Raw genomic sequence first — 17,577 nt, 5'->3', positions numbered from 1 at the left:
CCCGGCGCTACCCGTGGGCGATCAGAACCGGTTGTCGCCGTCGAGGATGCGGCCGATGCCGCCCAGCACCGAGCCTTCGCCGCGGTTCTGCCCACCTCCCTGCGGCGCGGCCATCCACATCCGGCCGGCCAGGCGCGAGAACGGCAGCGATTGCAGCCAGACCTTGCCCGGTCCGGTCAGGGTTGCCAGGAACACGCCCTCGCCACCGAACACCATGCTCTTGATGCCACTGACCCGGCGCACGTCCATGTCCACCGTCGGGTGGTAGGCGACCACGCAGCCGGTATCGACGTCCAGGCGCTCGCCGGCGGCCAGTTCGCGCTCGACCACACAGCCTCCGGCGTGGATGAACACCCAGCCATCGCCTTCCAGCTTCTGCATGATGAAGCCTTCGCCGCCGAACAGGCCGGTCATGATCTTGCGCTGGAACTGCACGCCGATCTGCACGCCGCGCGCCCCGGCCAGGAAGCTGTCCTTCTGGCAGACCAGGCGGCCGCCGTGCTGGTCCAGTTTCATGGCCAGCACGGTGCCGGGGTAGGGCGCGGCGAAAGCGACCTTGGCCTTGCCCTGCCCGGTATGCGTATAGAGCGTGGCGAACAGGCTCTCGCCGGTCAGCACGCGTTTGCCGGCCGACATCAGCTTGTCCATGATGCCGCCGCCCTGGCCGCTGTGCGTGCCGTCGCCGAACACCGTATCCATCTGCACCGAGGCGTCCTTGAACATCAGCGCGCCGGCTTCGGCGATGGCGCTCTCGCCGGGATCCAGCTCGATCTCCACGAACTGCATCTCATGGCCGACGATGCGGAAGTCGATGTCGTCGGCCCGGCCCCGCGCAGGCCCGCCCGGCACGGGTGGCGGCGTGTTGGGCATGCCCGGGGCGGGCGCCTGCAGCTCGGGCACCTCGGCGATGGCGGTCCAGCCGCTCATGCCCTGGCACCAGGCCAGCGCGCGGGGGTTGGCCTGCGCGTAGCGGCGCGCGGCTTCGTCATCGAGCGGCCCGATGCGGTCGGCCTGGGCGGAGGAATGGAAGTACCACTGGGTCATGGCGGTGCGCCGGGTCGGGGTGGGAAAGCCCGAGTCTAGCGACCCTCCCCGGTGGCCCGCGACCGCGCCATGAACAGCGGCCATTTGCGGCGCAGGTGCTGTATTGCAACAATTATCTGGTAGCGCCGTTTTACCACCCCTCCAAACACAGCCTACCGCCATGTCCCCGACCCGCACTTCCCGCGGCCGTATTCCGGTCGCGCGCCCCCTCGTTGCCGCTCTCTCCGCCCTGCTGCCGCTGGTTGCAGCCGCCCAGGAAACCCCCGCCGCCAAGGATCCGGTCGCGCTCGATACCCTGCAGGTGACGGCCCAGCGCCGCGTCGAGAACGCCAAGGACGTGCCGGTCGCGATCACCGCGATCCAGGGCGAGAAGCTTGATGTGCTCGGCTCGGCCGGCGACGACATCCGCTTCCTGGCCGCGCGCGTACCCAGCCTCAACATCGAATCGTCCTATGGCCGTGCCTTCCCGCGCTTCTACATGCGCGGCCTCGGCAACACCGACTTCGACCTCAATGCCTCGCAGCCGGTCTCGCTGGTGTACGACGACGTGGTGCAGGAAAGCCCGCTGCTGAAGGGCTTCCCGTTGTTCGACCTGGCCAACGTGGAAGTGCTGCGTGGGCCGCAGGGCACCCTGTTCGGCCGCAACACGCCGGCCGGCGTGGTCAAGTTCGATTCGGCGCGTCCGTCGCAGGATGCCGATGGCTACGTCCGCGTCGGCTACGGCAGCTACAACAGCTGGAACGTGCAGGGCGCCTACGGCGGCCCGCTGACCGACCGCTGGTCGGCACGCGTTTCGGCGATCTACCAGCGCCGTGACGACTGGGTCGACAACACCCGCGTCGGCGCGCCCAACAGTGGTTTTGAAGGCTATGACGAGGCCGCCGGCCGCGTGCAGTTCCTGTACGAGGGCGACGATTTCGAGGCCCTGTTCAACCTGCACAAGCGCAAGCTCAACGGCACCGCCCGCCTGTTCCGCGCCAACATCATCCAGAAGGGCAGCAACGCGCTGGTCGAGAACTTCGACCGCGACAAGGTGGCCAACGACGGCGTGAACTTCTCCGACCTGGAAACCTGGGGCGGCAGCGCGCGCCTGCAGTGGAACCTCGGCTCGGTGACCTTGCACTCCATCACCGGCTACGAGACTGCCGAATCGCTCAACCGCGGCGATATCGACGGTGGCTACGGTGCTTCGTTCCTCGGCGCCGGCAATTATGGCCCGGGCTTCATTCCGTTCCCGTCCGAATCGGCCGATGGCCTGCCGCACCACCGCCAGTGGACCCAGGAATTCCGCGTGGAATCCAATGAGTGGGGCCGCTTCGACTGGCAGGCCGGTGTCTTCTACTTCGATGAAGACGTCACCATCGACAGCTTCAACTACGACTCGCTGACGCCGGGCAATCCGCAGACCGGCCATGCCGTGCAGAGCCAGCGCAACAAGGCGTGGGCGGTGTTCGCATCGGGCGACTTCGATGTCACCGACCGCTTCAAGCTGCGCGCCGGCGTGCGCTACACGCAGGACAAGAAGGACTTCACCGCGCGCGTGCTGCAGGCCGTGCAGGGTGGCACCCCGGTGAGCGGGCCGTACCTGGCCAACACCGACGTCGATGACGTCAGCTGGGATGTCAGCGGTGTGTACAAGCTGACCGACAACGTCAATGCGTACGCGCGCGTGGCCAAGGGCTTCCGCGCGCCGTCGATCCAGGGCCGTCTGGCCTTCGGTGGCGTGTCGCAGGCCGATTCCGAGAAGGTGATCTCGTACGAAGCCGGCATCAAGGCCGACCTGTTCGATCGCCGCGCCCGCCTGGGCTTCAGCGTGTTCCGCTACGACGTCGACGGCCAGCAGCTGATCGCGGTCGGCGGCAGCAACAATACCGCCACCCTGCTCAACGCCGACAAGACCATCGGCCAGGGTGTGGAGCTGGACCTGGAAGCCTACCTGGCCGACAACGTCCTGCTGACCCTGGGCAGCAGCTACAACGACACCGAGATCAAGGACGGAAACCTGGCCGTGGCGATCTGCGGCGGTGGCTGCACCATCACCGATCCGACCACGGTGATCAACGGCGGCACCTACGCCCTGGTCAACGGCAATCCGCTGCCGCAGGCGCCGAAGTGGATCCACAACATGACCCTGCGCGTGGGCTTCCCGCTCACCGATGGCAGCGAGCTGTACGCCTACACCGACTGGGCCTACCGCAGCCCGGTGAACTTCTTCATCTACGAGTCGCCGGAGTTCCGCAGCCGCAGTTCGCTGGAAGGCGGCCTGCGCCTGGGCTACAACTGGGAGTACGGCCAGTACGACGTGGCGGTGTTCGGCCGCAACCTCACCAACCAGACCCGCGTGGTCGGTGCGATCGACTTCAACAACCTGACCGGCTTCCTCAACGAGCCGCGGACCTGGGGCGTGGAGTTCACCGCGAAGTTCTGATGCGGTCGCTGTACCGAGGCAATGCAGAAGGGCCGGCGCAATGCCGGCCCTTCTGCGTTCGGTGTCCGCCGGGCATGGCCCGGCGCCACCTCTGCGCCGCGAGCGCTTACAGCGCGCTCTGCGGGCGTACCTTCAACACTGCCTCTTCGGCGGTGCAGTTGCGGCTGGAGTGCAGGCCGGCCTTGCGCGCGGCGGCGATCTCGCTGCGTGCCGCCAGCAGGTCGCGCTGGAACGCGGCATTGTCATGCAGCCGGGCAACGGCGGCAGCCCCCATGAAACGGCCTTCGAGGATGTCGCTCTGCCAGTGCACGTTGCACACCAGGCGGCTCTCGCCGTAGTTGCGGCCGCGGGCCTGGATGGCATCGGCACGGTCCGGCGCGATCTCCGACAGGATCAGGGCCCATGCCCAGCCGATCGAGGTGTGGCCGGACGGATAGGACCCGTTGCTTCGCAGGCCCGCTTCATCATCCGGCGTGCAGGTCGGCTCGCCATTGACCATGAACGGGCGCGGGCGCTGGTAGTGGTTCTTGGCGACCTTGGTGGCAGCGCTGGCGTCGATCCGGCTGCGCTCCAGCAGGCGGTACAGCGCGGGCGTCTTCACCGCGTCCACATCGATGTCGACCGCGCAGGAAAACTGGTTGGCACCTTCCGGAAAGCCCAGTTCGGCATCCAGCGTGGCCTGGGCGAAGCGTGGGCTGCCGCGCAGTGCACGCGCTTCGCGGCTGACCTGTTCATCCAGGGCGAAGCCCGCCGAGCCCGCGGCGGGTGGCGCCGGAACCAAGGCCAGGCTGGCCGGTACGGCGCGCGCGTCCAGATAGCCCACGGCCTTGGTGGTGACGTTGGCTTCGACGGCGGTCGGCCGGGCAGCAGACGCGGCACAGCCGGCCAGCGCCAGCACGATGGCCAGGCCAAGCAGGGGACGGGCAGGGCGGAAGATCACAGACATGGTCAGGCTCAGCAGAGGAAACACCACGCCATGATCGCAGCCCGCAGCCGGCGTCGCAGTGGCCGTCGGTCATACGGCCAGACCCGGCATGGTCATCAAAACGGGGCAAAAGCGTCATCGCGCTCCGCCATTCTCCCGAATCCGGGCGCAGCGCACGGACTTTCACGCGCCGGGGCATTGAGCATCGGCGCAACGATGGCATGCGTGCCATTCCATTCCAGCCGGGTCGGGGGGATCCGCTGACAGAGGGAGAGAAGCGATGCGCAGCACCGCAACAGGAAGTACCGTCCTGGTCCTGCTCGCCACCATGGCCGTCACGCCGGCCACCGCCGCCGATGTGGTCGGCGTGGCCTTCGTGCACGGCACCGGCGCGCAGACCAACGCAACCCAGGACTACTGGCAACCGGCGATCATCGACACCGTCCGCCAGGGGCTGCCGAACAGCAGCAACTATGTGGTCATCAACTGCGATTTCACGCAGTACATGTGGAAGCCGGAAGCCGCCGGCTGCCTGGCCGACCAGCTCACCGGCTTCATCAACAGCCGCGGCATCACCCAGCTGGTGGTCATCACCCATTCCAACGGCGGCAACGTGATGCGCTGGATCCTCTCCAACCCGACCTACGACAGCCGCTACCCGAACATCATCCGCACGGTGCGCAAGGTCAACGCGCTGGCACCCTCATCGGCGGGTACGCCGCTGGCCGATGCCGTGCTCAACGGCAACACCTTCGAAACCTCCCTGGGCTGGCTGCTCGGTTACAAGAACGATGCCGTGCGTATGCAGCAGGTCGCCAGCATGGCCACCTACAACGCGCAGAACCTGTACGGCACCGCCGGTCGGCCGGCACTGCCCAAGCCGTTCCGCGCGGTGGTCGGCAGCGATGTCGAATCGGCCGTGTGGGACAGCAACAGCTACTGCGGCGGCTACGCGGCCAACGTCGGCCTGGAGTTCACCCAGAACTGGCTGTCCTCGTGCTCGGACGGTTTCCTGGAGTGCAGCAGCCAGAAGGCAGCGGGCAGCACCTGGTTCACCGACACGGCGCGTACCCAGGGCGCCGAGCCGTTGAGCCACAACCAGAGCCGCCGCGAGTGCTTCGGCCTGGGCGCCATCCTGCGCAACGACCTGGCCCAGTGAGGACGACGACGATGACGATGAATTCCCTTCCGCTGACCACCGCCGTGCTGGCAGCCCTGGCCACAGCCTCCGTCACGGTGCACGCTGCGCAGCCGCTGCGCGCCCTCCCCGGCGACCAGGTGGTAGCCGCGCTGGTGGCCGCACCGCTGCCGCCTGACGACAGCGAACACGCGCCCCTGGCGTTTGCCTGGGCACTGGACCCGGCGCAGACCCTGCAGGCCTCCACGCCCTACGCCTCGGTCAGCCGCAGCTACTGGCAGCAGGTCGATGGCGCGCAGCTGCAACGTGGCCTGGAGCTGCCGCTGACCGCCCCCGATGCGGTGATCCAGCTGAGCCCGGCAGCCGGTGCGCGCGCGGTTCCGGCGCAGTCACTGCAGGTCCGGGATCCGGCCGGCCGCAGCAGCGTCGCCCGCGCCGTCGACGCGCGCCAGCTGCAGGACGCCGGCATGCCCGTGGGCGAAGGCAGCAGCATGCTGCGCACCGGCACGGGCAGTGCTGCGGGAAATTACCGCCTGCAGAGCGCGCAGGCGCAGGGCCGCTACGTCGTACAGGTGCTTGAACCCAACAGCCCGTTGCGGCTGGAGGTGCAGGCCAGCCAGGCGCAGGTCCTGGCCGGCGGCAGCGTACAGCTGCGGGCACGCCTGCTTGAAGACGGAGCCAGTCCCGCCCAGCTGCAGGCGCGCCGCGGGGGACTGGGCGGCGAAGCCTTGCTGGTCGCACCCGATGGCCGCAGCTGGCCGCAGCGGTTGCTGCGTACGACCGACGGCAGCCTGCACGCGCAGGTACGGATTCCCGCCGAGGCCAGCAACACGCAGGGGCTGTGGGAACTGCAGGTGTTCGCACAGGCCGATGGCGTACTGCGCGACGGCAAGGTCGCCTTCGCCGTAGCCCGGCCGACCGCCCGCTTCGTCGGGCAGGCCACACCGGACCAGGCCAGCCGGCGCGTGGCGCTGCCGTTGCAGGTCGCCGCCGCCGGGCGCTACGAAGCGCGCGGCACCCTGCACGCCTCGGGCCCGGATGGCCAACTGCGTCCGGTCGCGCAGGCGCACGCCGCCGCGTGGTTCGACGGTCCCGGTCGCGGCCAGCTGGTGCTGCCGTTCGACCAGGCAGCGCTGCCGGCCGGCTTCGGTGCCCCCTTCGAACTGCGCGAGCTGCAGTTGCATGACCAGAGCCGGATGGCACCGATCGAGTCACGCGCAGTCGCGTTGCGGTTCTGAGGCGTGACGTGGCGGGCCGGAATGCCGGCCCGCTACCCTGCGCCGCCTGCGGCGCCAAGCCGACGCCGGCACTGCGCAGGCGTACTGCTCACCCCGCGTACGCCGTCAGCCGGCCGTCCTGTTCGACCACCCGGATCGGCCCGCCGAACACCGCCGACAGAGGCCCGTCGCACAGCAGCGCGGCCCGACTGCCGTCGGCCAGCACGCGGCCGTCGCGCAGCAGCACCACCCGCTCGATCTCGGGAATGACCTCTTCAATGTGATGGGTCACCAGCACCAGGGTGATGTCCTGCTGCGCCAGTGCCCGCATGGTTGCGATCAGCTGCTGGCGGGCGACGAGATCCAGGCCGGTGGAGGGTTCGTCCAGCAGCAGCGCCTGCGGCCGGTTCACCAACGCGCGCGCGATCAGCACCCGGCGCGTCTCGCCGGCAGAGAGCTCTGCATAGGCGCGCTCGCGCAGGGCCAGCGCACCGGTCATCGCCAGTGTCTCGCCGGCGCGGGCACGCATCTCGGCGGTCACCTCGCGAAAAGCCGGCACCACGCAGCTGGCGAAGAAACCGGACAGCACGGCCTGCTCGACGGTCAGCCCCGGCATCTCGGACAGCGTGCTGCTGAGGTCACCGGTGACGATGCCCAGCTGCGAGCGCAGCCGGTCCACCTGCCAGCGGTTCTGGCCCAGCACCTTCACCGCGACCGCGCCGTCGCCCTGCGCCAGCGGGTAGAGCTCGCGGGTGATCAGCTTGATGAAGGTCGATTTGCCGCAGCCATTCGGGCCGAGCAGGGCGGTGTGCTGGCCCTGCGCGATGCGCAGGCTCAGCCCATGCAGGACCTTCACCTGGCCGCGCATCACGCTGGCGCGGTCCAGTTCGATCAACGGCGGCCGCTCCCCGGCGGACGGGACGGCGACAACGGCGCGGGCGCGCGGATCCAGGCTCGACAACTCAGGTCCCCAACTGTGAACGGTGCCACGGAAGCGGTGCTGGCACACCGCAGTCAGAGGTGCAGTTTGCAACGCAAGCGGCCATGATGTCTGCCATCCCCGTGCGATCCGGAGAGCCTCCATGTCCGATGCCCTGATATCCCTGTTGACCGGTGGCGTGCTCGGCCTGGGAGGGTGGGCCATGCTGGCGGTGCTGCTGGTCTTCACCCAGATCACCATCTTCTCGGTGACGCTCTACCTGCATCGCAGCCAGGCCCATCGCGGCGTCGATTTCCATCCGGCACTGGCCCACGTGTTCCGCTTCTGGCTGTGGCTGACCACCTCGATGATCACCCGCGAGTGGGTGGCCATCCATCGCAAGCACCACGCCAAGGTGGAGACCGAGGACGACCCGCACAGCCCGGTCACGCGCGGCATCGGCACGGTGTTCTGGCGGGGAGTGGAGCTGTATCGGGAAGCACGCGGCATGCGCGCGGATATCGAGCAGTACGGACGCGGCACGCCCGACGATGCCATCGAGCGCCACCTGTATACCCCGCATGCGACCCTCGGCCCGGTGCTGCTGCTGGCCATCAACAGCGTACTGTTCGGCCTGCCGGGCGTAGCACTGTGGGCAATCCAGATGGCGTGGATTCCGTTCTGGGCGGCCGGCGTGGTCAATGGCCTGGGGCACTGGTGGGGTTACCGCAACTACGAATCGGCCGACACCTCCACCAACCTGACACCGTGGGGCGTCTGGATCGGTGGCGAGGAACTGCACAACAACCACCATGCCTTCCCCAGTTCGGCACGCTTTGCCATGCGGCGCTGGGAAGTCGACATCGGCTGGTGCGCGATCCGCCTGCTGCAGGCCCTGCGCCTGGCCAGGGTGCTGCGCGTCGCACCGGCGATGGATGTGCGCCCGAACATCGCCGTGCCCGACGCCGAGACCCTGAAGGCACTGCTGTCGCATCGCTTCCAGGCGATGACCGATTACCAGCGCAACGTCTTCATGCCGGCCCTGCGCGAGGAAGCCGCCCAGGCGGGCGCCAAGCTGCGCCGGCTGCTGCCGCGGCGGCTGCGCCGCGGCCTGGTCAACGATGGGCGCTGGCTGAAGCCGGACAACCGTGCCCAGCTCAGCGAGTGGGTGGCGCAACGCCCGCGCATCCGTGTGCTGGTCGAATACCGCGCGCGGCTGGCTGCGCTGCTGGAGGCGCGCGGGCACGATGCCGCCGAGCGCCTGCGACACCTGCAGGCGTGGTGCCGCGAGGCCGAGGGGAGCGGAATCGCGGCGCTGCAGGCCTATGCCGAACGGCTGAAGGGCTACACGCTGGTGGGCGCATGAGGGCAGGGGCGCTGCTGCTGGCCGCGCTGCTGCCGGCCGCCGGCCCGGCCCAGGTCAGCGACACCCGCAGCTACCTGCAGAAGATGGACAGCGACGGCGACGGCCGGGTCAGCGAGACCGAGTACGGGCAGTGGATGCTGTATGCCTTCGACCGCATGGACCGCAATGGCGATGGCGTGCTGACTACCGATGAACTGCCCGGTGGCAAGGGCAGAGCGATCACCCGCGAGCAGCAGCGGCAGGTCATCGTGCAGCGCTTCCACAAGCAGGATGCCAACGGTGACGGGTTTCTCGACGCCCGTGAGCTGTCCGCGCCCCCGCGTTGAGCGGGCGTAGAATCGGGGCATGCCTGAACTGCCCGAAGTCGAAACCACCCGCCGCGGCCTGGCCCCGCATCTGCAGGACCGCCGCGTCCACGGCGTGATCCTGCGCCGCGCCGACCTGCGCTGGCCGATTCCGCCGGAGATTGCGCAGCTGCTGCCGGGACAGCGCATCGAAGGCATCCGCCGGCGCGCGAAGTACCTGCTGCTGGACACGGCCATCGGCAGCGCCGTACTGCATCTGGGCATGTCCGGCAGCCTGCGTGTGCTGCCCGGAGATACCCCACTGCGGCCACATGACCACGTGGATATCAGCCTGGACAACGGGCGCCTGCTGCGCTTCAACGATCCGCGCCGCTTCGGCAGCCTGCTCTGGCAACCGGCCGGGCAGGTCCATCCGCTGCTGCAGGGGCTGGGGCCTGAACCGCTGGACGAGGCCTTCCATGGCGATTACCTGTTCGCCCGCAGCCGCGGCCGCAGCGCCCCGGTCAAGACCTTCCTCATGGACCAGGCGGTGGTCGTGGGCGTCGGTAACATCTATGCCGCCGAGAGCCTGTTCAAGGCCGGCATCAGCCCGCTGCGCGAGGCCGGCAAGGTCTCACGCGAGCGCTACCAGCGGCTGGCCACCGCGGTGAAGGAAACGCTGGGCTACGCGATCACCCGCGGTGGCACCACACTGCGTGATTTCATCAGCCCCGATGGCGCACCCGGCTACTTCGAGCAGGAACTGCTGGTCTATGGCCGCGACGGGCTGCCCTGCCCGACCTGCGGACGCCTGCTCAAGCACGCCATGATCGGCCAGCGTGCCAGCGTGTGGTGCAGCCACTGCCAGCGCTGAGGCGGTCCAGCCAGCGGCAGCTGAATGGGAGGTTGCGCTCTCCGCTGCCCGTTAACGTTTGTCTGCCTATGATGGCCGACCCTTCCCTGTGCCTGACGCGCCTGCATGCAACGACGCGACTTCATCCGCAACGCCTCCCTGGCCCTGGCAGCCTTCGGCCTGCCGTCCCTGCCCGCCTGCGCCGCCAGCAGGAACGGCCAGGTCGGCCTGCGCCGCCTCGGCCAGCCGCAGCCGTTCAGCTTCGCCACCCTGAAGGGGCAGGCACGCGCACTGGCACAGGCCCCCTACCAGAGCCACAAGCGGGTGCTGCCGGGCCGGCTTGAAGCGCTGGACTGGGACCAGTACCAGTCCATCAGCTATCGCCAGGACCACGCGCTGTGGGCCGACCAGCCGGGCAAGTTCCAGGCCAAGTTCTTCCACCTGGGCCTGTACTTCCATTCGCCGGTGCGCATGTTCGACGTGGTCGACGGCCAGGCGCAGGAACTGGCGTATGACGGTGCAGCGTTCAACTACGGCAAGAGCGGGATCCGCAACGGCGAACTGCCGGCGGACCTGGGCTTCGCCGGGTTCCGCCTGAACACCCGCAAGGATACCGACCGCGATTTCGCCGCGTTCCTTGGCGCCAGCTATTTCCGCGCGGTCGGCAAGGAAGGCCAGTACGGGCAGTCCGCACGCGGCCTGGCGATCGATACCGGCATGGGCAGGCCGGAGGAGTTTCCCGACTTCATCGCCTATTACCTCGAACAGCCTGCCGCCGATTCGGACACCATCATCGTCTATGCGTTGCTGGACTCGCCCAGCGTAGCCGGCGCCTACCGCTTCGCCATCACCAACGGCGATGTGCTGCTGATGGACATCGACAGTGCGCTCTATCCGCGCAAGGCGATCGAGCGCCTGGGCATCGCGCCGTGCACCAGCATGTACCAGGTGGGTGAGAACGACCGCCGCATGGACTGGGACTGGCGCCCGGAGATCCACGATACCGATGGCCTGTCGATGTGGACCGGGGCCGGTGAGTGGATCTGGCGGCCGCTGTGCAACCCGCGCAACCTGCGCTTCAACATGTTCGTCGACCGCAATCCGCGTGGCTTCGGCCTTCTGCAGCGCGACCGCAACTTCGATCACTACCAGGACGACGGCGTCTTCTATGAGAAGCGCCCCTGCCTGTGGATCGAGCCGAAGGGCGAATGGGGCGAGGGCTCGGTGCAGCTGGTGGAGATCCCCACGGTCGATGAGACCTTCGACAACATCGTCGCCTTCTGGAATCCGAAGGAGAAGCCGCAGCCGGGACAGGAGCTGCTGGTCGGCTACCGCCTGTACTGGGGCGCCGAGCCGCCGGCACGGCCACCGCTGGCGCATTGCGTGGCCAGCCGCACGGGGCTGGGCGGTGTGGTCGGCAAGAAGCGCGAGTACTTCTCGTGGCGCTTCGCCGTGGACTTCGAAGGCGGCGAACTGGCAAAGCTGATCGACAAGGCCGAGGTCGAGGCAGTGGTGGAAACCAGCCGGGGCCGTGTCGAGATCGTATCGGCGCGTCCGCTGCGCGAGATCGACGGTTACCGCGCGATGTTCGACCTGGTGCCGCCGGAGGGCAGCACCGAACAGATCGACATCCGCCTGTACCTGCGCAGCGGTGGCAAGCCGCTGACCGAAACCTGGCTGTACCAGTACACGCCGCCGCCGGCCGGTGCACCGGAGCGGACGCTGTACTGAAGCAGACGGGTGCCGGCCACGTGCCGGCACCGGTAACTCACGGCTTGGCGTCGGTGGCGTGCGACTGCGTCGGCACGCCCACTTCCACCGTGCCACGGCGGATCTTCATCCAGGTTTCGTCCTGCCAGCGTTCGTACTGCTTGGGATCCCAGTACTTCGGATCGTACATGCGATCAGCCTTGATCGTGCGGGAGATGCCGCCGTCCATGTATACGATGTCCACATTGTTGGACATCGAGCCGACACGGCTGCCGGTCATCTCGCGCCGTCCCTTCCTCAGCACTTCCGCCATGCGCGGGCGGGCAACCTCGTCGCCATACTCGGCCCGCAGCGCGTTGGCCTGCGCACGCGCGGCCTCATGCTGCTCCAGTGGCAGCGCGGCCCAGTACTCGTTGCGCAGGTCCACGAACAGGGGGTAGCCGCGCTCGGCCGCCACATCCATCCAGGCAAATGCCATGAGCGGATCGCGCGGCTGGTTCACTCCATACCAGTACAGTTCGCCCAGGTATCCCTGCGCAGGCTTGTCCGCGTAGCGTGCGGCCAGCCGGAAATTATCCATCGCGCCTTTGACATCATTGCGGTGCAGGGCGTTTACGCCCCACTGCCGGTACATCATGTCCGGGTGGTTGTCCATGAAGCCTGCGCCCAGCAACGTGGGATCCTGCTCCACCGGAGGACGATCGGCGGCGAAGGCCGGCGGCCCCAGCGGCAGCAGAAGCAGCGGCAACAGCAGAAGCGTGGAACGCATGGCGGACTTCCTGTTCGGCAGCAGACGTGGCCGCAGCCTAGGACCACTGGCCTGCAGCTGTAAACTGCCGGAGGTCACGCGTGCAGCGGCATGAGCCGGCGGATCACAGCGGCAGGGGCGCCTGCATCGGCTCGATGCGGCCTTCACCGCGGGTGATCTTCTTGAACTCGGCCCGGCTCACCGACACATAGCGGTCGTTGCCGCCGATCTCCACCTGCGGGCCGTCCTGCACGGCATGCCCGTGCTCATCCACGCGGACGGTCATGATCGCCTTCTTGCCGCTGTGGCAGATGGTCTTGATCTCCTGCATCTCGTCGGCCCATGCCAGCAGGTACTGACTGCCTTCGAACAGTTCACCGCGGAAATCGGTGCGCAACCCGTAGCACAGAACCGGGATGCGCAGCTGGTCGACCACTTCGCTGAGCTGCCAGACCTGCGCGCGGGTCAGGAACTGTGCTTCGTCCACCAGCAGGCAGCCCATCGGCCCGTTCGATGCCAGGTCCTGTTCGGCCCAGCGCTGCAGGTCGGTGTCGCGGTCGAACGCCATGCCTTCGGCGCGCAGCCCGATGCGCGAGGCCACCACGCCTGCGCCCGCGCGATCATCCAGGCGCGGGGTCAGGATCGCCACCCGCATGCCGCGCTCGCGGTAATTGTGCGCGCTCTGCAGCAGGGTGGTGGTCTTGCCGGCGTTCATCGCCGAGTAGTAGAAGTAGAGCTTGGCCATCGACGGATTGTACGCCGCAGCCCCGCTTGGCCGAAGCTGTTCAGCAACCCCACCGGCTGTCCGGCTGTGGTCCTCACCCGGCCCCGCTACAATCCCCCTCCCATGCACGGTCTCAATCCTCCCCAAGCCGCCGCCGTCCTGCACATCGAAGGCCCGTTGCTGGTGCTGGCCGGTGCCGGCAGCGGCAAGACGCGCGTGATCGTGGAGAAGATCGCCCACCTGATCGGCTGCGGCCGCTACCCGGCCCGCCGCATCGCCGCGATCACCTTCACCAACAAGTCGGCCAAGGAGATGCGCGAACGTGTGGCCAAGCGTCTGCGCGAGCAGGACGCCGACGAGGTGACCATCTGCACCTTCCACGCCCTGGGCCTGAAGTTCCTGCAGATCGAGCATGCGGCGGTGGGCCTGAAGCGCGGCTTCTCGATCTTCGATGCCGATGACGCCGCCGCGCAGATCAAGGACCTGATGCATGGCGCCAAGCCCGACGATATCGAGGACATGAAGAACCTTGTGTCGCGGGCGAAGAATGCCGGTCTCTCGCCCGAGCAGGCGATGGCTGCCGCGCGCAGCAACCGCGAGAAGGAAGCAGCCAGCGTCTACGAGCGCTACCAGCTGCGCCTGACCGCGTTCAACGCGGTCGACTTCGACGACCTGATCCGCCTGCCGGTGCAGATCCTGGAGGAGAACCCGGAGATCGCCCTGGCCTGGCGCGAACGCATCGGCTACCTGCTGGTGGACGAATGCCAGGACACCAACGACGCGCAGTACCGCCTGCTCAAGCAGCTGGCCGGGGACAAGGGCAACTTCACCTGCGTGGGTGACGATGACCAGTCCATCTACGCCTGGCGTGGCGCCAACCCCGAGAACCTGCAGCAGATGGGGCGCGACTACCCCACGCTGGAGATCATCAAGCTGGAGCAGAACTACCGCTGCTCCAACCGCGTGCTGCGCGCGGCCAATGCGTTGATCGCCAACAACCCGCACGAGCACCTGAAGAAGCTGTGGAGCGATCAGGCCGACGGTGAGCGCATCCGCGTATGGGAATGCCGCAACAGCGAGCACGAGGCAGAGAAGGTGGCCGCCGAGATCGCCTTCGTGGCGCAGTCGCGCAACGTGCCGTGGAGTGACTTCTGCATCCTGTTCCGCGGCAACTTCCAGTCGCGGCCGCTGGAGAAGGCGATGCAGCTGCTGCGTATTCCCTATCACCTGACCGGCGGCACCATGTTCCTGGAGCGCCAGGAAGTGAAGGACACGCTGGCCTGGCTGCGGCTGCTGGTGAACCCGGACGACGACACCGCATTCATGCGTGCCGTGCAGGCGCCCAAGCGTGACGTGGGTGCCGGAACGCTGGCCAAGCTGGCCGAACTGGCATCGGAAAAAGACATGCCGATGGCCCAGGCGGCCGAGGCGATTGGCGCGCTGTCACAGCTGCCGCCGCGCGCTGCCAACAGCCTGGCGCGTTTCACCGACATCCTGCGCGACCTGCGCGCACAGATGCGGCAGGTCAGCTCCGGTGACATGATCCGCAAGGTCGCCAAGGAATCGGGCCTGCTCAGCGAGCTGCGCCAGCAGGCCAAGGAAGAGGCCAGCTACCAGCGCCGCGCCAACAACATCGAGGAACTTGCGCAGTGGTTTGAAGGCGGGCCGCGCGGTGCCACCGCTGCCGATCTGGCCGGCCAGCTGGCACTGTTGTCGCGCAGCGACAAGGATGAGGGCGGCAACCAGGTGCGGATGATGACCCTGCATGCCTCCAAGGGCCTGGAATTCCCGTACGTGTTCATCGTTGGCTGCGAGGACGGCGTGTTGCCGCACCAGGTCAGCCTGGACGAGGGCAACCTGCAGGAAGAGCGGCGCCTGCTGTACGTGGGCATCACCCGAGCGAAGATCCAGCTGTGGATGAGCTACAGCAAGCTGACGCGCAAGTTCGGCGAGCATGTGCGGTTGAAGCCGAGCCGGTTCTTCGAGGAGATTCCGGCCGAGGAGATCCAGCGCGATGGCGCGGACCCGGTGGCGGATGCGGCGCGGAAGAAGGAGCGCGCGACGGCGGGGTTGGCCGCGATCGAGGCGCTGTTCGATTGAGGATCGAAAAGCCACTAAAGTGGTATTCCAATCCGTCCGATTGACGCTTCTGGCCTTGAGCCTGCATCGGGTTAAGGCCTAGTGTGAGCGCACCCGAAGTGCGCGCCGTGTCTTTCATCGTGTCCAACGACATCCCTCCTGTTCTCACCCGTACCTTCCTCGGGCTGGGCCTGGTCCTGCTTGTTTCAGCGCTTCTGGCCTACGTTGGGGCCAGGCGCTTCCTCGATGCGGCGGTCATTGCCGATGGCAGGATCACCCATGTGGATGCCGTCAGCGTTGATCGCGGTGGTTCGCGCACTTCAGGGGTGAAGTTCCTGTACTGGGTGGACTTCACTACCAGCAGCGGGCAAGTGATGCGGTTCTTCGCAGGTCGTACCAGCCGTCGTGCCTACATGACGGGCGATCATGTAGATGTGCTGTACCTGCCGGACCGCCCGGACAAGGCCCTGGTGCGTTCGCTCTCATCACCCTGGGGCCTGAGCGTCATACTGGGAGTGACCGGCGGCCTATTCTTGCTGGGGGTGGGAATTCTGCACCTGCCGCAGGCGGCGAGGGCATGGCGGCGCAGGCAGCTCCTTCGCCACGGGACACGGGTGCAAGCCAAGGTCCGGGCGATCAAGCGCGATCGCGGAGTATTTTCGGGGGGAAGGCATCCGTTCGTCATCGTCTGCGCCTGGCGCGATCCTGAAACCACTCGATGGCATGTCTTCCACAGTGCGTATCTCTGGGCCGATCCCCGTGCACAGGTGAGTGGGCGTGAACTGGATGTCCATGTCATGCCGGGCAATCCGCGCTACTACCATGTCGATATCTCCTTCATTCGATCAGCGCCGGCACCTGCACGCTGATCGATCAACCCGGCCAGCACCATGCCCACCCTCCTCAGGTGTATTTTTCTGTTTTTCTTTGCCGTGGGCCTGCTGATCCTTCTGGCCGCCGCCTGGCTGTTCGTGGACGTCCAGCGTTTCGCGCGCAAGGCCGTTTCCGTGACCGGAACGGTGGTGGCCGTCCAGGCAGAGGATGCCCGGTCGGAAATGGAGGGGATGCCCGCACGTGACATCACCCTGCATCGCCCGGTGGTGAGGTTCCAGACCGCACAGGGGCAGATGATTCAGTTCGCCGCGTCCTTTGCTACCGGGGCACCACTGTACGTGGTCGGCGAACAGGTACAGGTGCTATATCCCGGCGGCATGCCTTCCAAGGCTCGTATCCAGCACCCGGGATTGCGCTGGGGCGCACCGCTGCTGTTGGCGCTGATGAGCATGGGGTTCTGCCTGATCGCCGCATGCGTCCATCGCCTGTGCGTGCGCTACTGGCCGATCCTGTTCGGCCAGCGTGACGGGGCATGTGGCTAGGCTGGGCATCGTAGTGGCCCACTTGGCCTGAGCGTGCTGCACGGCGGGCGCTGGCGTTGCAAAATCGAGGTATTCCTTCCGGAGCCCACCTATGCATCCCATCCAAAGCGAACGCCTGCGGCTGCGTGCGATCGAGCCCGACCGCGATGCGGTGCCGATGTTGGCACTGTTGAACGATCCGGGCTTCGTGCGCTTCATTGGTGACCGCAACGTACGCAGCGAGGAGCAGGCGCGGGAGTACATCGCGCTGCGCGTGCTGCACAGCTATGCCTTGAACGGGTTCGGCATGTATGCCATCGAGCGCTTGTCCGATGGCGCGTGGCTGGGCAATGCCGGGCTGGTGCGGCGTGATGGCCTGCCGGGGCCGGACATCGGCTATGCGGTGCTCTCGGAATTTGCCGGGCAGGGCTATGCCGGTGAGGCGGCGCGTGCGGTGTTCGCGCATGCACGCGGAGCGCTGGGCCTGCAGGATCTGTATGGCATTACCGATCTGGACAACGTGGTGTCCGGGAAGATCCTGCTGGGCCTGGGCATGCAGGAGCGCGGAGTGATCCAGCTGCCGGGCGTGGACAGCCCGAGCCGGCTGTATGCCACGCCGGGAGCGGCGGAGGTCTGATCCCTGATGATCGTAGGTGCCGGGGGGGGGGCGGGGGGCCGGGGGGCCCCGGGGGGGGGGGGGGGGGGGGCGCCGGCCCCGGGGGGGGGGGGGCAGCCCCGCAGGGGGCGGGGGGGGGGGGCGGGCGCCCGCCCCCCCCCCGCGCCGGGC

At 67.7% G+C, this 17,577-nt stretch carries 16 protein-coding genes; 11 read left to right on the top strand and 5 right to left on the bottom strand.

Going from position 1 to position 17,577, the window contains the following annotated elements; genetic code table 11:
- Positions 1 to 21: 21 nt before the first annotated feature.
- Positions 22 to 1,044 carry a TIGR00266 family protein gene (locus ACVOMM_RS07700; protein WP_053516031.1) on the bottom strand — a complete coding sequence of 341 codons (1,023 nt, stop codon included), beginning with the start codon at positions 1,042 to 1,044 and terminating at the stop codon, positions 22 to 24.
- A gap of 160 nt (positions 1,045 to 1,204) precedes the next feature.
- On the opposite strand from ACVOMM_RS07700, the gene ACVOMM_RS07695 reads away from it, so the two are divergent.
- The gene (locus tag ACVOMM_RS07695) at positions 1,205 to 3,472 is read left to right on the top strand and encodes a TonB-dependent receptor (protein ID WP_193395692.1); all 2,268 of its coding nucleotides are present in this window, start codon (positions 1,205 to 1,207) and stop codon (positions 3,470 to 3,472) included.
- Between the two features lie 106 nt (positions 3,473 to 3,578).
- On the opposite strand, the gene ACVOMM_RS07690 is transcribed toward ACVOMM_RS07695, so the two are convergent.
- Positions 3,579 to 4,418: an acid phosphatase gene (locus tag ACVOMM_RS07690; protein ID WP_065182115.1), complete on the bottom strand. Its 840-nt coding sequence runs from the start codon at positions 4,416 to 4,418 to the stop codon at positions 3,579 to 3,581.
- Positions 4,419 to 4,677: 259 nt separating this feature from the next.
- Between ACVOMM_RS07690 and ACVOMM_RS07685 the strand changes: the two genes are divergently transcribed.
- The gene (locus ACVOMM_RS07685; RefSeq protein ID WP_065182116.1) at positions 4,678 to 5,556 is read left to right on the top strand and encodes a hypothetical protein; all 879 of its coding nucleotides are present in this window, start codon (positions 4,678 to 4,680) and stop codon (positions 5,554 to 5,556) included.
- Between the two features lie 11 nt (positions 5,557 to 5,567).
- A complete protein-coding gene (locus ACVOMM_RS07680) occupies positions 5,568 to 6,773 on the top strand; it encodes a DUF4785 domain-containing protein (RefSeq protein ID WP_481526088.1) in 1,206 nt (401 codons plus the stop codon).
- Between the two features lie 88 nt (positions 6,774 to 6,861).
- On the opposite strand, the gene ACVOMM_RS07675 is transcribed toward ACVOMM_RS07680, so the two are convergent.
- The gene (locus tag ACVOMM_RS07675) at positions 6,862 to 7,704 is read right to left on the bottom strand and encodes an ABC transporter ATP-binding protein (RefSeq protein WP_481526105.1); all 843 of its coding nucleotides are present in this window, start codon (positions 7,702 to 7,704) and stop codon (positions 6,862 to 6,864) included.
- Between the two features lie 130 nt (positions 7,705 to 7,834).
- Between ACVOMM_RS07675 and ACVOMM_RS07670 the strand changes: the two genes are divergently transcribed.
- The 4 genes from ACVOMM_RS07670 (at position 7,835) to ACVOMM_RS07655 (ending at position 11,905) form a co-directional block, all read left to right on the top strand.
- Positions 7,835 to 9,037, top strand: a complete 1,203-nt coding sequence (locus ACVOMM_RS07670) for a DesA family fatty acid desaturase (protein ID WP_053516042.1) — start codon at positions 7,835 to 7,837, stop codon at positions 9,035 to 9,037.
- Positions 9,034 to 9,363 (top strand): EF-hand domain-containing protein, encoded by a 330-nt coding sequence (locus ACVOMM_RS07665; RefSeq protein WP_481526087.1) that lies wholly within the window; start codon positions 9,034 to 9,036, stop codon positions 9,361 to 9,363. Before ACVOMM_RS07670 ends, ACVOMM_RS07665 begins: the two co-directional genes overlap by 4 nt.
- A gap of 19 nt (positions 9,364 to 9,382) precedes the next feature.
- On the top strand, positions 9,383 to 10,195 hold the full coding sequence (gene mutM, locus ACVOMM_RS07660) for a bifunctional DNA-formamidopyrimidine glycosylase/DNA-(apurinic or apyrimidinic site) lyase (protein ID WP_065174093.1): 813 nt from the start codon (positions 9,383 to 9,385) through the stop codon (positions 10,193 to 10,195).
- 105 nt (positions 10,196 to 10,300) lie between these two features.
- A complete protein-coding gene (locus ACVOMM_RS07655) occupies positions 10,301 to 11,905 on the top strand; it encodes an OpgD/OpgG family glucan biosynthesis protein (protein ID WP_053516049.1) in 1,605 nt (534 codons plus the stop codon).
- Between the two features lie 37 nt (positions 11,906 to 11,942).
- Here the strand turns inward: ACVOMM_RS07655 and ACVOMM_RS07650 are convergent, their stop codons facing one another.
- Positions 11,943 to 12,653: a sel1 repeat family protein gene (locus tag ACVOMM_RS07650; RefSeq protein ID WP_180876190.1), complete on the bottom strand. Its 711-nt coding sequence runs from the start codon at positions 12,651 to 12,653 to the stop codon at positions 11,943 to 11,945.
- Positions 12,654 to 12,756: 103 nt separating this feature from the next.
- Positions 12,757 to 13,377: a thymidine kinase gene (locus tag ACVOMM_RS07645; RefSeq protein WP_053516051.1), complete on the bottom strand. Its 621-nt coding sequence runs from the start codon at positions 13,375 to 13,377 to the stop codon at positions 12,757 to 12,759.
- A gap of 102 nt (positions 13,378 to 13,479) precedes the next feature.
- On the opposite strand from ACVOMM_RS07645, the gene ACVOMM_RS07640 reads away from it, so the two are divergent.
- The 4 genes from ACVOMM_RS07640 to ACVOMM_RS07625 all read left to right on the top strand — a co-directional run bounded on the left by ACVOMM_RS07640 (position 13,480) and on the right by ACVOMM_RS07625 (position 17,427).
- On the top strand, positions 13,480 to 15,456 hold the full coding sequence (locus ACVOMM_RS07640; protein ID WP_279942082.1) for a UvrD-helicase domain-containing protein: 1,977 nt from the start codon (positions 13,480 to 13,482) through the stop codon (positions 15,454 to 15,456).
- 107 nt (positions 15,457 to 15,563) lie between these two features.
- Positions 15,564 to 16,304: a DUF3592 domain-containing protein gene (locus ACVOMM_RS07635; protein ID WP_481526086.1), complete on the top strand. Its 741-nt coding sequence runs from the start codon at positions 15,564 to 15,566 to the stop codon at positions 16,302 to 16,304.
- A gap of 21 nt (positions 16,305 to 16,325) precedes the next feature.
- A complete protein-coding gene (locus ACVOMM_RS07630) occupies positions 16,326 to 16,811 on the top strand; it encodes a DUF3592 domain-containing protein (protein ID WP_481526085.1) in 486 nt (161 codons plus the stop codon).
- A 91-nt stretch (positions 16,812 to 16,902) separates the two neighbouring features.
- Positions 16,903 to 17,427 carry a GNAT family N-acetyltransferase gene (locus ACVOMM_RS07625; RefSeq protein WP_065174089.1) on the top strand — a complete coding sequence of 175 codons (525 nt, stop codon included), beginning with the start codon at positions 16,903 to 16,905 and terminating at the stop codon, positions 17,425 to 17,427.
- Positions 17,428 to 17,577: the final 150 nt, after the last annotated feature.

The organism is Stenotrophomonas sp. STEN009 (assembly GCF_056760395.1).
Note: the sequence above shows the minus strand (reverse complement) of the source record. Positions and strands in the feature narration are given on the sequence as shown.

Excerpts from the sequence above, each read along its gene's own strand:
- ACVOMM_RS07700 (WP_053516031.1), bottom strand. The coding sequence starts at position 1,044 with ATGACCCAGTGGTACTTCCATTCCTCCGCCCAGGCCGACCGCATCGGG.
- ACVOMM_RS07695 (WP_193395692.1), top strand. The coding sequence starts at position 1,205 with ATGTCCCCGACCCGCACTTCCCGCGGCCGTATTCCGGTCGCGCGCCCC.
- ACVOMM_RS07690 (WP_065182115.1), bottom strand. The coding sequence starts at position 4,418 with ATGTCTGTGATCTTCCGCCCTGCCCGTCCCCTGCTTGGCCTGGCCATC.
- ACVOMM_RS07685 (WP_065182116.1), top strand. The coding sequence starts at position 4,678 with ATGCGCAGCACCGCAACAGGAAGTACCGTCCTGGTCCTGCTCGCCACC.
- ACVOMM_RS07680 (WP_481526088.1), top strand. The coding sequence starts at position 5,568 with ATGACGATGAATTCCCTTCCGCTGACCACCGCCGTGCTGGCAGCCCTG.
- ACVOMM_RS07670 (WP_053516042.1), top strand. The coding sequence starts at position 7,835 with ATGTCCGATGCCCTGATATCCCTGTTGACCGGTGGCGTGCTCGGCCTG.
- ACVOMM_RS07665 (WP_481526087.1), top strand. The coding sequence starts at position 9,034 with ATGAGGGCAGGGGCGCTGCTGCTGGCCGCGCTGCTGCCGGCCGCCGGC.
- mutM (WP_065174093.1), top strand. The coding sequence starts at position 9,383 with ATGCCTGAACTGCCCGAAGTCGAAACCACCCGCCGCGGCCTGGCCCCG.
- ACVOMM_RS07655 (WP_053516049.1), top strand. The coding sequence starts at position 10,301 with ATGCAACGACGCGACTTCATCCGCAACGCCTCCCTGGCCCTGGCAGCC.
- ACVOMM_RS07650 (WP_180876190.1), bottom strand. The coding sequence starts at position 12,653 with ATGCGTTCCACGCTTCTGCTGTTGCCGCTGCTTCTGCTGCCGCTGGGG.
- ACVOMM_RS07645 (WP_053516051.1), bottom strand. The coding sequence starts at position 13,377 with ATGGCCAAGCTCTACTTCTACTACTCGGCGATGAACGCCGGCAAGACC.
- ACVOMM_RS07640 (WP_279942082.1), top strand. The coding sequence starts at position 13,480 with ATGCACGGTCTCAATCCTCCCCAAGCCGCCGCCGTCCTGCACATCGAA.
- ACVOMM_RS07630 (WP_481526085.1), top strand. The coding sequence starts at position 16,326 with ATGCCCACCCTCCTCAGGTGTATTTTTCTGTTTTTCTTTGCCGTGGGC.
- ACVOMM_RS07625 (WP_065174089.1), top strand. The coding sequence starts at position 16,903 with ATGCATCCCATCCAAAGCGAACGCCTGCGGCTGCGTGCGATCGAGCCC.